The following is a 15,739-nucleotide window of genomic DNA, read 5'->3' as shown; positions in this document are numbered from 1 at the left end:
TGTGAGAAAATTTGGATCGCTTGTTAAAAATTCAAGTCCACTCATTTTCACACGATAATAATATAGAAAGAATGGCACCGAAATCATCAGACAAGATGGTCCCGGTGTCATTTTTGCGGTTATCTAACCCTTGCAATCCCTAAAGCAAAATTTTAGTTAACATTAATGAAACTCACCGCAGAAAAGTTCATAATAGGCCGTATCTGTTTACCTAGTTATTTACCAACTTATACTTGTATTTTAAATGCACTAGCAGTAATATAGTTCGGTACCTAATTAAGCGCACAACAATCTTAAAACGAACCTGGAAGGAGTAGGAAAATGCTGAAAATTGCCAAAAACCGGATCTCGTACGTGGCAGTTCTCGGGGCAGTGCTGTTCATGACGATTCAAGTGATCGCGACCTTGAATCTTCCCAGCCTGACCTCGGACATTGTTAATAACGGGGTTGCCAAAGGAGACATTGGCTATATTTGGAAAGTGGGTCTGGAAATGGCCGGCTTTTCACTCATTAGTATTCTGGCGGCGGTCTGCAACGTCTTTCTGGCTGCCCGGACCTCACAAAAGTTGGGGCAAAATTTGCGGAGTGACGTTTACCGTAAAGTCATCAACTTCTCCAAAGATGAATATGATCAAATTGAGACGTCATCATTGATCACGCGGACCACTAACGATGTGGTTCAAATTCAAAACGTGGCAATTATCATGCTGCGGATGATGCTGATGGCGCCGATTATGCTGATTGGTGCCAGTTTTTTGGCCTACACCAAGGACCATCAGTTAACCACCATCTTCTTGGTGGTATTACCGATCATGATTATCTTTGTTGGCCTCCTACTCTACTTCTCAGTCCCATTATTTAGAGCAATGCAGACTAAGACGGATAAAATTAACCGAATTTTCCGTGAAGGTTTGACTGGTGTCCGGGTTATCCGGGCATTTCGGCAGGACCAATTTGAACAGGATCGCTTTGAGGATGCCAACCGGGATTATACCGATAATGCCATCAAGGTCAACACGATTGTCGCTTTGGCCTTCCCCGTGATGACTTTAATCATGAGTGGAACCAACGTCGCGATTGTCTGGTTTGGTGCCAAGTTAATCGGTGCCCAGTCAATGCAGGTTGGTAATCTGATTGCGTTCATGAGTTATGCCATGCAGATTCTGATGAGCTTTATGATGCTCTCAATGGTGTTCGTTTTCATTCCTCGTGCACAGGCCTCAGCTAAGCGAATTCAGACTGTGCTGGCATTGAAATCAACCATGAAACAGCCGGAGCATCCGGTGGTCCTTGATCCTAAAGCCACTCAGCACGACTTGAAATTCGATCATGTTGAATACCGTTATCGCCAAGCTGAATTGCCGGCGTTAAGTGATATTGACTTTGAGGCGCATAGCGGCCAAACGGTTGCTATTATTGGTGGGACCGGTTCAGGAAAGACGACTTTGGTTTCCTTGATCCCTCGATTCTATGATGTTGATAAGGGTGAGATTGAGCTGGATGGGCATAACATCAATGATTTCTCGATGAAAGACCTTAGAGATCAAGTTTCCTTTGTCCCACAAAAGGCCACTTTGTTCACGGGAACTATCCGTGACAATATGAAATATGGGAACCCAGAAGCGACTGACGATCAGATTTGGCACGCCCTGGAAATCGCCCGGGCCAAGGATTTTGTCGAAGAAGATCCCACTGGACTTGATCTCCAAGTTGAACAAGGTGGGGACAACTTCTCCGGTGGTCAAAAGCAACGATTGGCAATTGCGCGATCCTTAGTCAAGCAGGCCGCCGTTTACGTCTTTGATGATTCGTTCTCAGCACTGGATTTCAAGACTGATGCCGATTTACGAGCTGCTTTGCGGGCCGATCAACACATCCAGCAGAGTATTACTGTGATTGTGGCCCAACGAATTGCCACAGTTGCCGATGCTGATCTGATCCTGGTGCTTGATAACGGCAAACTGGTTGGCAAAGGCACCCATGACGAGTTGCGGGCTAACAACAAGGTTTACCAAGAAATTATTCACTCACAATTACGAGAGGAGGATGACAAATAATGGCTGATAAAGATAAGGCACCACAACCTACCTCCAATCGTGGCCATGGTGGCCGTGGCGGCTTCCAAGGTGTTGTTGAAAAGCCCCATAACTTTTGGGGCACCACCAGGCGGCTGCTGAATTACATGCAGGATCGACTGATTGGCCTGATTTTGGTGTTCGCCTTTGCGATCATCAGTGTTATCTTCCAAATCCGGACACCCAAGATTTTGGGTGAAGCAACCACTGAAATTTTTAAAGGATTGATGAAGGGAAATGCCCAGCAGAAAGCCGGCTTTAGCGTGGCTTCGCTGCCAATCAATTATGAAAAAATTGTTCAAATTATTCTTATCGTTATCGTGATGTACCTGGCATCGGCTGTTTTCAGTTTCTTCCAGCAGTACATCATGACCCGGATTTCTCAAAACACCGTCTACAAATTACGGCGGCAGATGAAGGGCAAGATGCGGCTGGTTCCGATCAAGTATTATGATTCTCATAGTAATGGGGATATCATGAGCCGGGCCGTGAACGATATGGATAACATCGCCAGCACCCTTCAGCAAAGTTTGACCCAGGCTGTAACCAGTTTCGTGACCTTTGTCGGAACTCTCTGGATGATGTTTACGATTAGCTGGAAGTTGACTTTAATTGCCCTGGTAACCATTCCATTGAGTTTGGTAATCGTCGGCATCGTCGCTCCCCGATCGCAGAAATATTTTGCGGCTCAACAGAAGAGCCTGGGGTTGTTAAACAACCAGGTTGAAGAAAATTATGCCGGTCAAATTGTTCTGAAGAGTTTTAACAAGGAACAAGATACGATTGACCAGTTCGAAGTTCAAAATAAGAAATACTATCAAGCTGCTTGGAAAGCGCAGTTTATTTCCGGGATTATCATGCCGTTGATGATTTTCCTCAACAACATCGGCTATGTGTTCGTGGCGGTTGTTGGTGGGATTCAGGTTGCCAACGGAACGGTAACTTTGGGAAACGTTCAGGCCTTCCTGCAGTATACCAACCAATTCTCACAGCCAATTTCTCAACTTGCCAACTTGATGAACACCATTCAGTCGACGATTGCGTCAGCTGAGCGGGTGTTTGAAGTGATTGATGAAGAGGAAATGAAGAATACCAAAGCCAACCGACCAGTGGAAACCGACACGGATAACCTGGTTGAATTGGAACACGTTCAATTTGGCTACACCGATGACGAATTGTTGATGAAAGATTACAACCTGGCCGTTAAACGCGGTCAGCAGGTCGCTATCGTCGGTCCAACCGGTGCTGGTAAAACCACCATCATCAACTTGTTGGAGCGCTTCTATGACGTTAAGGGCGGCAGCATTCGCCTCAAGGGGGTCGACACGCGTGATCTGGACCGTGAAGATCTGCGTTCACACTTTGCGATGGTTCTCCAGGATACTTGGCTGTTCACCGGCTCAATCTACGACAATATCAAATATGGCCGAGAAGACGCCAGCAAGGATGACATTATCGAAGCTGCCAAGGCTGCCCATGTGGACGAATTTGTCCGCAAACTGCCAAAGGGTTACGATACTGTTTTGAATGAATCGGCTTCCAATATTTCTCAAGGTCAGCGTCAATTAATTACGATTGCCCGAGCCTTTGTGGCGGATCCGGAAATTCTGATTTTGGATGAAGCCACCAGTGCAGTTGATACCCGGACCGAAGTTCAGATTCAGCATGCGATGAGTCAGTTGTTGGAGAATCGGACCAGCTTTGTGGTTGCCCACAGACTGTCCACGATTCAAAACGCCGACAACATTATTGTGATGAACCATGGTGCCGTGGTTGAAACCGGAACCCATAATGAGTTGTTGGCTAAAAACGGCTTCTATGCTGATCTTTATAATAGTCAATTCTCAGATGACGTTTCGTTTGATTAAGGAGGAGCTTACGATGAAAAAATTAATGAGTTTAGTAGTCGCTGCCGCTTCTCTGATGGTCATTCTGAGCGGTTGTGGTAAACCAACGTTGACGGTCTCTAATCACCATTTGAGCGCGAATGCTTTGGCAGTGACGCTGAAAGGCAAGAGTAATCAAAAGCAGGTCGATTACACTGTGAATGGCGGTACGAAGCAAACAGTTAAAACAAACAGCGGTGCATTTGTAATTAGTGTGCCAACTAAGAATTATCAACAAACTGTCAAATTGAGCACGGATGGCAAGCACCAAACCGTCACGGTCGCCAAGGCCAACGTGGTTGGCAGTTACCAGAAGATGCGGACGACTTATAACCAAGGATTAACCGGCGCCGCATTGCCAAAGAAGGACCAACAGCTGGCCCAATCAATGGCTAAGCAGGGTGCCCAACTGAAGAAGGAAGCTGCCGAGTTGAAAGCCGGCAAGGCTACCAGTATGGCAGCCATGCAGGCTAAGGCGCAAAAGGCGACGGCCCTTCAAAAGCAGGCAGCTGAATTGAAGCAAACGCAAGCTAAACTGGCCCCGGCAATGAAGAAAGCCAAGGCTAGTGTCAAAGATCAGCTTCTGCCGGCCAATCCCAAAGATGGCATCCACAATTTGATTGATACCAACAAGATGACATTGCGGGTCAATTTATCGGGTGATAAAGTCTTAGGCATCACAATGATGGTGCCGGTTAACAGCTTGAAGCATAAAAAGGACCTCAAGCCGTTTATCATGTCGTTCTCGATTTTGACAAACAGTGTCGGCGCTAACGCCAAGCACGTTTTGAACAAATTCCAGAAGGCGGCCAAGGCCAAGAAGTCCAGCTCGACAACGGCACCGAAGTTCCATTCCAATGGGCTATTGTTTAGCTTGGGGTACTCGACCAGTACCTTGTATGTATTTATCACAAAATAATGCTTAAATTAAAAATGAGATGTGATTTCCAACTCAATGGAAACCAGCATCTCATTTTTTGTTTGTCTAAATTAATAGCGCACACCCATGAACCAAGCCAGAATGTACAGCAGCCAAATGTGCAGTGGGTAAAAGGCGTAGAAGAAGCCTTTCATGCTGCGGCCAAGCTGACCGTTGTAAAGGTACATTGGGATAATGGCAAGAAACATCAACCACTGGAAGTTAGTCGTGAACATACTGCTGAAATTAAAGCCGGTGGACAAAATTGCCACTGCCACGACGGCCAGCATCTGCCAGTTGCGGTTCTTCCTTAACAGATACATCAATGGTCCCAGGTAAAGGATAAAGCCGTTTTCAGCAATCAGGGGACTTGGCAGCAGGGTCACAATTCGAAAGGCAATGCTGTTGCCGCCTTGGCCCATTGTCAGCAAGGTCAGGCCGGCAAAGATCAACGGTAGGGCAATAATGAGAATTCCTTCCCAGATCTTGGCTGCCTGATGATTCTGATGACCCTGAGAAATGGTCTGCAGGCCATACATTGTCAGCACCCCAATGAATAGGTCGCCGAAGATGTTGTTAATCAAGCCAAAACTGCCGAGTTTGAAGAAATGTTGGATAATCAGGTTCCCAATCTGCATGACCCAAAAGCCAACCAGCAGCCTGGACAAGTAGCGTTTTTGATTATGGGTATGAATGAAGCCTTCAACGCTCAGAAAGAAAAAGATCGTTGCTACCGGCCGGCCAAACCAGTCCACCCAGTTGGGCACACCGATACCGTTAAACATTTCATGCACGTGGTCGATGAACATCAGAATAATTCCAAGTACTTTGATGTCGAAGTTGGTGATGCCCCAACCACGCTTAACAGTTGATTCGATAAGATCACTCCTCAATTATTGTTGTAGGCAAAGTTTACCACTAATTAAAGTTGATTTCATAAATGAGACTGTTTTGAATCTGTAAGATTTTCTAAATGAATTTCCGGAAATGAGACGGCGTTGCTTTGTAGTATTTCTTGAACTGGTCAATGAAATGCGACGGATTATGAAAGCCGACTTTTGGTGCGATCTCGCCAATTTCCAGAGTTGGGTTGGTTAACAACAATTCCTTCGCCTTTCGCATCCGATAATCGGTCAGGTATTCCAGCGGGGTCATATCATATAGCCGCTTAAAAACCCGGTTTTGGTAGGTAACTGAATAACTGGTGGCTTTCGACAATTTGTCATTCGTAATCGGTTCGGCATAGTGGGCCGCAATGTATTGAAGAATTGGCGTGGTAATTGTGGCATCTTGATAACGGTGATTGTTCAGTAAATGGTTTTGCTTCAGCAGCATGATAAATTTATAGATTTGAACGGATTGATCCAGCAGGGCGATTGGATGATTGTTGTTAAATTCATTCAAGACTTCGGGAATAAACGATGTTAGTTCTGGTGAAACCGTGTCAATTACCAGGAAATCTGCCAGTTTCAGAAAATCAGCCAGCGAATCGCAGAGTGTCCCGTTGAAGGTTAAAAACGATACTTTCCAAGGTTCTTTTCCGGTTGGATGATATTCATGGGCGACTCTGGGACGGAGGAGAATTCCCTGGTTGGCCTGCAGGGAAATCGACTGGTGGTCAATGTTAATCACACCGGCGCCACTTTCGGTTTGCAGCCAATGGTAGGCGTAATAGCCGTTCAGTCGGTGAATTGGCGGCTGATTCCAATCATAGCCGACACTGTCACAATACAGCGGCATCGTTTCTGCAGGTTTATTAAACGCAATTCGCATCTTCGCACTCCCTTTTAGTATATTTTACTATAATTGGGTTAAATTTGGGTATTTTACGGTAAAAATATAGCATTGATGAAAACCCTTACATTATATACTCGATTGGTAAGGAAATATTTTCTACGAATTTTCATACCGAACCGCCCATTTGTAATGGCGAATCGGCACGCTGGGAGGCGTTTTATAAATTGGATGCTGTACAAAAGAAAGATCGGCGGAAAAATTTCTGGTCGATTTTCAACTTTGCGTTTGCTAACATAGGTGGATCTGCGGTCTACATGACCTTTGGAACTTACTTCATGGTCTATGTCACTTCCGCAATGTTCACAGGGGTTCCCAAAGCCCAGGCCAACAAGTTAATTGCCATGATTACCGGGTTAATTTTCATTATTCGGTTGGTCGAAATCTTTATCGATCCGATTATTGGGAACATTGTCGATAACACCAATACGCGCTGGGGTAAATTTAAGCCGTGGTTAATCGGTGCCGGAACGATTTCAAGTTTGCTGCTGGCACTGCTGTTTTCCGGAATCTTTGGCTTGTCTCGGGTGAGTGCAACTTGGTTCACCATTCTCTTTATCCCGATCTTCATTACCTTTGATATTTTCTACTCATTCAGAGATGTGTCTTATTGGGGCATGGTGCCTGCACTTACTGAAGATAGTCACGAGCGGTCACTGTTCACGGCTGCCGCCAACTTCGCCGGTTTTGGTCAAAACATTGTTACGATCATTATCGTGCCGGTGGTTACTTATGTGACCTTCTTCTTTACCGGCAAACACAACGAAGGCCAACCAGGCTGGACTGCCTTTGGAATTTTGATTGCCGTTGTGGGCATTATTTGCTCCCTGGTGGTTGCTCTTGGAACCCACGAGAAGCAAAATGCTTTGCGGGCAGTTACTAAGAAAAAGACCAGTCTGAAAGAAATGTTCTGGGCGTTGGCACATAACGACCAGATGCTGTGGACTGCCTTTCCATACCTGATTTATGGTTTTGGGAATGCGGCTACTGCCGGCTTGATGTTCTATTTATTCAAGTATGTCATGGATAAACCGGGATTATTCTGGATTACCGGACTGATTCCAACGATTGCCGGTTTCTTTACTTCGCCGCTTTACCCAATTATTAACAAGTGGGTGACCCGCAAGACAATTTATGCCGTCAGCATGTGCAGCATGATCTTGGCATACATCCTACTGATTGTTTCCACGGATAATTTAGCGATGGTTGTCACAGCGATGATTCTGTATTATGTGCCACAAGGATTCATTTTTATGGCGGTTATTTTGACCTTAACCGATACGATTGAATATGGTCAGTTGAAAAATGGCACGCGGAATGAAGCCGTTACCTTGGCAATTCGGCCGATGTTGGATAAGATGTCCGGTGCCATTTCAAATGCGATTGTTGGCTGGGTTGCCGTTGCAGCTGGGATGACTGGAACCGCCACCGCGGCTTCAATGACCCCAGGCGGCATTTCATTATTCAAACTGGTCGCATTCTGGGCCGCACTTATCTTGCATGTTTTGGCATTATTCATCTATGTCTTCAAGGTTAAGATTTCTGAAAAGAAACATGCTGAAATCGTTGACGAACTGCAGCACAAGTTAGCTGTTGAAGGGATTAGTGATAACTCGGATGAGCAAGCAACTAGTTCTGAGAATGCGACTACCAGTTCTGAAGAAGCCACGATCACTGTTGCGGCACCAGTAAGTGGTGTGAGAGTCAACTTGGCAGATGTGGTTGACGAGCATGATCATAAAGGATTGCCTGGAAACGGCATCGGCATTCAACCGACGGAAGGAAAGATTTACGCGCCGTTTGATGGCCAAGTGGTTCTGTTGTTTACCACGAAGCACGTCATTGGCTTACGTTCCGACGATGGGTTGGAAATCTTGATTCACGTCGGCCTTGGCACCGTGAATATGCGCGGTGAAGGCTTCATTAACCACGTTGATTCTGGCCAGTCATTCAAGAAGGGTGACCTGCTGCTGGAATTTAACCGAGACAAGATTCAACAGGCTGGTTACAAAGATACCGTGCTGGTCTTGCTGACGCAGGGTGACAAGGTTACTCAAAGTGATTACACCAAAGAAGATGTCGTCAGTCATGGCGATGAGCTTGTGAAAGTTCAATTGAAGAAGTGAGTGTATCAAAAAAATGGTTCTCAATCAGATGTGATCTGGTTGGGAACCATTTTGGCATGCAATTTAATTACTTCAAAACCTTGAAGCGGTCTTCGTCATTCATGAATTCTTTTTCGCCAGCTGGGGCTTCAATTGAACCAAAGTCCATTTGGGCACGTAATTTCCAGCTGTCAGGGATGCCAAATGCTTCTTTAACTTGGTCATCGATCAGTGGATTGTAATGTTGCAGGTTGGCACCGATGCCGTTTTCGGCAAGGGATGTCCAAACGGCAAATTGAGCGTTTCCTTGAGCTTGTTCTGCCCAGTCGGCAAAGTTGTCGGCGTACAGTGCAAAGTCATTCTCAAAGCGATGAACAACGTCCATGTCAGTGTAGTACATGACAGTACCAAATGCTGATTTGAAGGCGTTGATCTTTTCCAAAGTCTTTTGGTAAGCTTCTTCAGTAGGAACTTCTGACTTCAAGCGTTTGCCAACGATGTCCCACAGCTTTTCGTGGTTGGCACCAAACAAGATCACGGCACGAGTGGTTTGGTTGTTAAATGGGGTTGGGGCCCACTTGATATTCTTCTTGATTAAGTCAGCAATCTCGTCTTCGCTCTGGTTGATGTTACGGCCTAATGCGTAAATAGAGCGGCGCTTCTTGGCAAGATCTAATAATTGTTCTTTCATGGGTTAAAATTCCTCCAGTAGTGTACTTACTTTTTATTAGTTAATAATTAACATAATACAGATTGGCAAAACTGATGTCAATACATATCATCGAAACATTTTACATTTTAACTTTAGCACGTTTTGGATGGTAAAAAATTGATCTGGGTCAATTTTAATAAATCCTTTGTTAGCCAAGCTGCCCCAAACTTGATTGTTGATCAAGAAAAGCCCAGCGACTAGTTATCGCTGAGCCTTTTCCAAGGTTGATATTGAAGTGCTATGCAGCAACTTTGTTGGTTGCCGGAACATTCAGTTGATCATCAGAAGACGAACTGCTTTGATTCATTGCGGAAGCCAGAAAATCTTCAATGTTCTTCATGTAATCCTGAACGGCGTTGCTTGCTGAAGCATGACCGCCAACGTGGCCGTCAAGCACCCACAGTTTTTTATCAGTTGAGGCACTCAGGTTGTACATGGTTTCAGTTTCAGTATCAGGGATGAAAGTGTCATCTTCAGTTGAAATGAATAAAGTTGGCAATTTCGAATTCTTAACTGCTGTGATGCCGGAGACGTCATCCAGGCTAAAGCCTTGAACAAGCTTGTTAATCCCGTTCATCGCCGTTAAGAGCTGATCAAATGGAACCAGTGGAATTGAGCCGTTGAGGTTCCAGCCAATTTTAGAAGTGATGCTATTGAGACTGTTAGCTGCACCAGTGTACAAATGGTAGATCAAAGATGGGATGGTCGAAAAACCACAATCCGCAATGGTTGCTTTGACGGAAGAAGGCAAATTGCCTTGGCCGGCATATTGTAGTGCAGTGTCGGCGCCAAGTGATTGACCGTAGAGAACAATCTGGCTGTCTTGGCCATTGGTTTGGTCAATCTTGTTAATCCAATTGACCCAATCCTGTTTGTCTTTATCCCCGAAGGTTAACCATTCACCGTCACTGGAGTTTTGGCCGCGAGTGTAGGGCATCAAAACGTTGTAGCCCATGTCATAAAACATCTTGGAAATTCGCCCCATGCCCTCCGGCTCGGTTGTCCAGCCTTGACCGTAAATGATGGTCTTCTTCGAGTCACCATTTTTAAGGTAAGTTGCCCTGGCAGTACCAGCCCCGTCCGCAAAAGGAACCTCCCAAGTTTGCTTTTGGACACGGTTGTCGTACCAGTCCTGAGCGTCGGTATAGTATGTTTTGACGTAATCCGGATTATATTTCTGATCCAAATCCGCCCAATTTTGACTGACATCCCAGCGGTTTGGGGACAACAATGTTCGAAAATGCGAAATGAATTGTGCCCCTTGACGACTGGCGACTAGTGGATAAATCACTGAGGCGGCAATGCCACTGGTGATGCTGGTCAAGAAATTGATCAATGGATTGTTGCTGGATTGCTTGATGGCGGGATCAGTTGACTGATTAATGCCGTCGATGGTGATTTGATCCTTGTCAGATGGACCAGTAGTTGACGACTGATCAGTTGGATTGTTAGTTGTGGTCTGAGCACCCTCAGCTGGTGTGGCTTGACTGTCATTCGGCTGGACATCTGGCGTATCGTCCGAACTATCATCTGGGCTGTCAGTGGTGCTGGTGGCAGTATCTGCATCTGATTGATTGTCAGTTGATGAACTGGTGGTTGTCGTCTCGGCGGTTGAATGATTTGCAGGAACGGGTTGCTCGCTAGAACTGTCATCAGTCTCTGGGACGGTCGGTTGTTCATTACTTGATTCAACAGCTTGCGACTTGGCATTTTCATTTGGTTGATCAACCGTAGTCGTTTGTGAGTCACTATCACTTGATGGCACAGGTGAATCTATCGTTGATGAACTAGCGGTTGCCGTCGCAGTTGGCTCACTGCTGGTTTGAGCTTGCGATGTATCCGCATATGTAGGGTCGGCAAGCAGCAAAAAGCCGAAACAAACACCCAAGCAAGCCGTTAACTTCATCGAGTGATTGAAGTGCTTTGAAATGTTCATGTGTGAATTCTCCTTTCTTAATATTTTCAGAACCATTCTATTATATAATTCAGCACCTTATATGTATATAGGCAATTGGATGAAGGTGGGCATAAAAAAAGAACCAGCGATCGAAATCGCTGGTTCTTTCAAATTTTAAACTAATGAATTAGTCTTCAATTGGTGTAACGTTAGCAGCTTGTGGTCCACGGTCGCTGTCTTCAACGTCAAGGGTAACTTTTTGGCCTTCGTCTAATGACTTGAAGCCGTCTTTGTTGATAGCTGAGAAGTGAACAAATACGTCACCATCGTCAGTAGTAATGAAGCCATAACCTTTATCAGCGTTGAACCATTTAACAGTACCTTGTTTCATAATATATGAAACCTCCTTGCGCTTTTAGCGCATAATTATATTTTAATGTATCAAGTTGCAGTGATTCCAAGGAGTTATTTCATAATACTATAAAACAAATACCTTTGAAAATCGAACCCTTAAACACATTGACTATAATATACCAACATCACTGGTCTTTGTCAAATTAGTTTACGATCATTTCGGGGTTATGAAGCAATTGCTTGCTTGGCAGCAACTGGTTCAACCTTGATGGCATCCTTGTCAACAACGACTTTGAAGTCTTTGACATCTGGATTCTGCAGATAACTATTGGTTAATTTATCTGTAATTTCTTTGGTAATCACTCTGTGCATTGGACGAGCACCAAGTTCTTTACTGTAACCCATGTCGACCAACTTGTTCTTGGCGTCGGCAGTGACGCTGAAGTGGATCCCACGTGACTTGTCGACTAATTGGTTCAAATCGTTGAGCATCAAATCGAGAATCTTCAACAGATCAGGCTTGGTTAATGAGTTGAATTGAATAATATCATCAATTCGGTTCAAGAACTCAAGCTTGAAGTATGGCTTCAATCGGTCGATGACATTTTGTTTGTTATCGGCTTCACCTTGACCGGCATTACTGGTCATGATAATCACGGTGTTGCTGAAGTCAACTGTTCGACCTTGGGCGTCCGACAAACGACCATCGTCCAAAATTTGTAACAACAGATTCAAGACGTCTGGGTGTGCCTTTTCGATTTCATCCATCAAAATCAGGCTGTATGGATGACGACGAACTTGCTCGGTCAGACGGCCGCCTTCTTCATAGCCAACATAACCAGGGGCTGAACCGATTAACTTGCTGGCACTGATTTTGTCCATGTATTCTGACATATCATACCTGAACATGGCTTTTGTCGTGCCAAACAATTCTTTGGCCAGCGCCTTAGCGGTTTGCGTCTTACCAACTCCGGTAGGGCCGACAAACAAGAAACTGCCAATTGGTCGGTTACCTTCAGTAAAGCCAACCCGGCTACGACGAATGGCAGCGGAAATTGCATCCAGGGCTTTGTCTTGGCCGATGACTTCTTTCTTCAGGTCTTTATCCAAATTGTTCAACTGGTTGACTTCATTCTTGTTGACGTCGGTTACCGGGACTCCAGTGATCCGTTCAACAACTGATTGAATCACTTCAGGGGTAACCTTTGGTGTTGTGACTTTGGTACCGCTGTCGATGTTCTTGATTTGATCTTGAACCTTGTCCAGCTTGTCACGTAACTTGGCAGCCTGCTCGAAATCTTCTTTCTTGGAAGCTGCGTTTTTATCCTTTTCAAGCTGTTCTGCTTCTTGCTGCAGGGTGGACTTGTCTTTCGTGAGCGATGAGCCCATGGCAACTTTTGCTCCGGCTTGGTCAATTAAGTCGATGGCCTTGTCAGGATTCATTCGGTCTTGAATGTAGCGGTTACTCAAGCTGACAGCGGCCTTCAAAGCATCAGCAGTGTATTGAACGTGGTGGAACTTCTCATATTTCGGTGCCAAGCCTTTGATAATGGTTAACGTATCTTGTTCACTTGGTTCATTCACCATGATTGGCTGGAATCGACGAGCAAGGGCCTGGTCTTTTTCAATGTCCCGGTACTCATTACTGGTCGTGGCACCAATTAACTGGAAGTCGCCACGTGCCAACTTCGGCTTCAAAATGTTTCCGGCATCCATCTTGTCACCTTCACCAGTTGAGCCGGCTCCAATAATTTGATGGATTTCATCGATAAACAGAATTACATTCTTATCCTTTGAAACGTCATCGATTAACTTCTTCATCCGTTCCTCAAATTGGCCACGGATTCCAGTTCCTTGAACAAGTGAGACAACATCAATCGAGATGATCTTCTTGTTGAGGAGTTTCTCAGACACATCGCCGGCGACAATCTTTTGTGCCAAACCTTCGACAACCGCAGTCTTACCAACACCGGCATCTCCGATCAGAACTGGATTGTTCTTGGTACGACGGCTGAGAACTTCTTCCATTTGTTCAATCTCTTTATCACGGCCGATGACTGGGTCCAACTTGCCATCTTTGGCCATTTTGGTTAAATCTGTTCCATATTCATCTAACAAAGTTTTCTTCTGTTGAGGTCTGCGTTCTTGAACTTGAATGGGTTGTTGACGTGACTGTTGACGGCCGTTGGAATCTGACATTGCGTTCCTAAAGAACGGGTCGTTGAAAATATCGTCAAAACCATTAGTTCCAAAAATATCGTTATTCATAGGCAATACCCCCATATTCTAAATGATTTCCTGTATTTGTTGAAAATGTTCGAGGGCGAACATCCATTCCCCTTTCGAACAACTATATAGTATCATATATTGGTAATGAGGTCAAACAATTAACACAAAAATTTAATTGCCAGAAACGCTTGTACACCAATGTTCGCAAGACAATTTACTAAATTGTAGAAAATAAAATTAGCACTCCATAATATGAAGTGCTAACGGTATCAGTAATGTTATTCTTCAATTAAATCGAAATTAATCCGTAATCTCAAAGGTAAATTCCACGGAATCTTTCAAAGTATTGTGGACGGTGCACAGATGAATGGTATCCTCGATGAATCGATCGTTGCCTTCCTTATCCAAGTTGGTGTGGCAGGTCAATTTCACATGAATACTTTTGACCCGTGAAGACTTGTCGGCAAAACGTTCTGTTTCGCCGGTAACTTCGACTTCAAATTCTTCCACTTTAATATTGGAACCGGGGCGGTGAACCAATGATGCGGCGCTGGCACCCAGACAGGCACCCACAGCGCCCAGCAAGTATTGAACCGGGTTGGGGCCGGCATCGGTGCCACGGAATTTGGTGGGCTCGTCTGCCACAAACTGATGGACCCCCGCAGTGTTAATTGTTTGAGCTCCAATGTCTCTTAAGGTAGTATGAACGTTATAAATTGCCATAGTTTAACTCTCCTTTGATTATGATTTGGTTTACAATCTTAATATAGATGATTTTAAGTGGAAACGAAATGAAAAAGGCTTATGAAAGGCGTAGGATAACAATGAAAACATTGATCTTAATTTCCCATCCTCAATTTGAGGATTCGGGAACGCAACAATTTCTTAAAACCAGCTTTTATTCCCTGGACGACGTGAAATACCAGGTGATTGATGAATTATATACAGCAACCGGGACAATCGACATCGAGAAGGAACAAAATGCACTGCGGGATTTTGACCGGATTGTTTTTCAATTTCCAATGTACTGGTACTCATCCCCGGCGAGCTTAAAACGATTCATGGACGATGTTTTCACCAGAAACTATATCGTTGCCAAACGATCCTTAAAGACGAAAGAATTGGGAATCGTCGTCTCATTGGGGGATGCCGAGGCCGACTTCCAAGCCGGGGGCCCGGAGCAGTTTACCGTTTCCGAACTGCTGCGCCCATTTCAGGCGTTTGCTAATAAAGCAGGGATGACCTACCTAAAGCCGTTTGTTGTTAATCAATTTGGTTATTTGGATCCGGCCCAAAAAGAGAAGTTGCTGGTCGACTATCTGGAATACTTGAGTGCCGAGATGCCGTTGAGTTTGGCCAACCGCGAACAGTGGCTGGTCGCTCGGCTGCAGGATACCAAATCAGATAAGTCAGCGGACCTTCAGCAGGCCATTGATTTGGTGATCAACTCCATTGAAGACCAACAAAATAATGTTGAAAGTTTAAAACAAGACGTGAAAATGATTCGCGATCAGGAGGAATAGGGATGAGTGATACAACGGATTGGTTGGTTCAACAGCTGACCCAACTAAAGGAAGCTGACCAATCATTTGTTAATAAATCGATTTATCAAGCAGCTATTGCGTTGGCTAAGGAGCAGGAAAAGCGAGCGCAGCAATCACAAGATGAGTTGGACGGGCGGATTTGGAGCCCGGATAAGTGGTAGGTTAAATAGAAATATATCTGCCTTTCATCTGTAAGCCGTGTCCAAGTGTCGACACGGCTTTT

Annotated in this window: 13 protein-coding genes; 6 read left to right on the top strand and 7 right to left on the bottom strand. The window is 44.9% G+C overall.

The annotated features are described in order from the left end of the window. Positions 1–321: 321 nt before the first annotated feature. From KE627_RS04445 to KE627_RS04435, 3 genes are read left to right on the top strand one after another with little or no spacing between them, the layout of a single operon-like run. Positions 322–2,058 (top strand): ABC transporter ATP-binding protein, encoded by a 1,737-nt coding sequence (locus KE627_RS04445; RefSeq protein ID WP_056938631.1) that lies wholly within the window; start codon positions 322–324, stop codon positions 2,056–2,058. After that, entirely contained in the window at positions 2,058–3,944 is a 1,887-nt protein-coding gene (locus KE627_RS04440) for an ABC transporter ATP-binding protein (RefSeq protein ID WP_056938632.1), read from the top strand. Before KE627_RS04445 ends, KE627_RS04440 begins: the two co-directional genes overlap by 1 nt. 13 nt (positions 3,945–3,957) lie before the next feature. Further along, positions 3,958–4,881 (top strand): hypothetical protein, encoded by a 924-nt coding sequence (locus KE627_RS04435; protein WP_056938633.1) that lies wholly within the window; start codon positions 3,958–3,960, stop codon positions 4,879–4,881. Between the two features lie 71 nt (positions 4,882–4,952). On the opposite strand, the gene KE627_RS04430 is transcribed toward KE627_RS04435, so the two are convergent. Together KE627_RS04430 and KE627_RS04425 are read right to left on the bottom strand one after the other, a co-directional pair. Continuing rightward, on the bottom strand, positions 4,953–5,774 hold the full coding sequence (locus KE627_RS04430; RefSeq protein WP_014940607.1) for a TraX family protein: 822 nt from the start codon (positions 5,772–5,774) through the stop codon (positions 4,953–4,955). A 76-nt stretch (positions 5,775–5,850) separates the two neighbouring features. Beyond that, positions 5,851–6,654: an AraC family transcriptional regulator gene (locus tag KE627_RS04425; RefSeq protein WP_056938634.1), complete on the bottom strand. Its 804-nt coding sequence runs from the start codon at positions 6,652–6,654 to the stop codon at positions 5,851–5,853. 188 nt (positions 6,655–6,842) lie between these two features. Between KE627_RS04425 and KE627_RS04420 the strand changes: the two genes are divergently transcribed. Continuing rightward, positions 6,843–8,801, top strand: a complete 1,959-nt coding sequence (locus tag KE627_RS04420) for a sugar MFS transporter (protein ID WP_013728825.1) — start codon at positions 6,843–6,845, stop codon at positions 8,799–8,801. Positions 8,802–8,868: 67 nt separating this feature from the next. On the opposite strand, the gene KE627_RS04415 is transcribed toward KE627_RS04420, so the two are convergent. From KE627_RS04415 to KE627_RS04395, 5 genes are all read right to left on the bottom strand, one after another. Further along, positions 8,869–9,471 carry a nitroreductase family protein gene (locus KE627_RS04415; RefSeq protein WP_013728824.1) on the bottom strand — a complete coding sequence of 201 codons (603 nt, stop codon included), beginning with the start codon at positions 9,469–9,471 and terminating at the stop codon, positions 8,869–8,871. Between the two features lie 259 nt (positions 9,472–9,730). Then, positions 9,731–11,428 carry an alpha/beta hydrolase gene (locus KE627_RS04410; protein ID WP_056938635.1) on the bottom strand — a complete coding sequence of 566 codons (1,698 nt, stop codon included), beginning with the start codon at positions 11,426–11,428 and terminating at the stop codon, positions 9,731–9,733. Between the two features lie 148 nt (positions 11,429–11,576). Continuing rightward, complete coding sequence (locus KE627_RS04405) at positions 11,577–11,780, bottom strand: cold-shock protein (RefSeq protein ID WP_013728822.1); 204 nt, start codon at positions 11,778–11,780, stop codon at positions 11,577–11,579. Positions 11,781–11,968: 188 nt separating this feature from the next. Continuing rightward, positions 11,969–14,011: an ATP-dependent Clp protease ATP-binding subunit gene (locus tag KE627_RS04400; protein ID WP_013728821.1), complete on the bottom strand. Its 2,043-nt coding sequence runs from the start codon at positions 14,009–14,011 to the stop codon at positions 11,969–11,971. Between the two features lie 261 nt (positions 14,012–14,272). After that, positions 14,273–14,695: an OsmC family protein gene (locus KE627_RS04395; protein WP_013728820.1), complete on the bottom strand. Its 423-nt coding sequence runs from the start codon at positions 14,693–14,695 to the stop codon at positions 14,273–14,275. Between the two features lie 101 nt (positions 14,696–14,796). On the opposite strand from KE627_RS04395, the gene KE627_RS04390 reads away from it, so the two are divergent. Beyond that, on the top strand, positions 14,797–15,495 hold the full coding sequence (locus KE627_RS04390) for an NAD(P)H-dependent oxidoreductase (RefSeq protein WP_013728819.1): 699 nt from the start codon (positions 14,797–14,799) through the stop codon (positions 15,493–15,495). Between the two features lie 2 nt (positions 15,496–15,497). Beyond that, positions 15,498–15,677, top strand: a complete 180-nt coding sequence (locus KE627_RS04385) for a hypothetical protein (RefSeq protein WP_013728818.1) — start codon at positions 15,498–15,500, stop codon at positions 15,675–15,677. Positions 15,678–15,739 lie beyond the last annotated feature (62 nt).

This window comes from Lentilactobacillus buchneri (assembly GCF_018314255.1).
Classification (GTDB): Bacteria; Bacillota; Bacilli; order Lactobacillales; family Lactobacillaceae; genus Lentilactobacillus; species Lentilactobacillus buchneri.
This window is presented reverse-complemented; position numbering and strand designations above follow the sequence as displayed.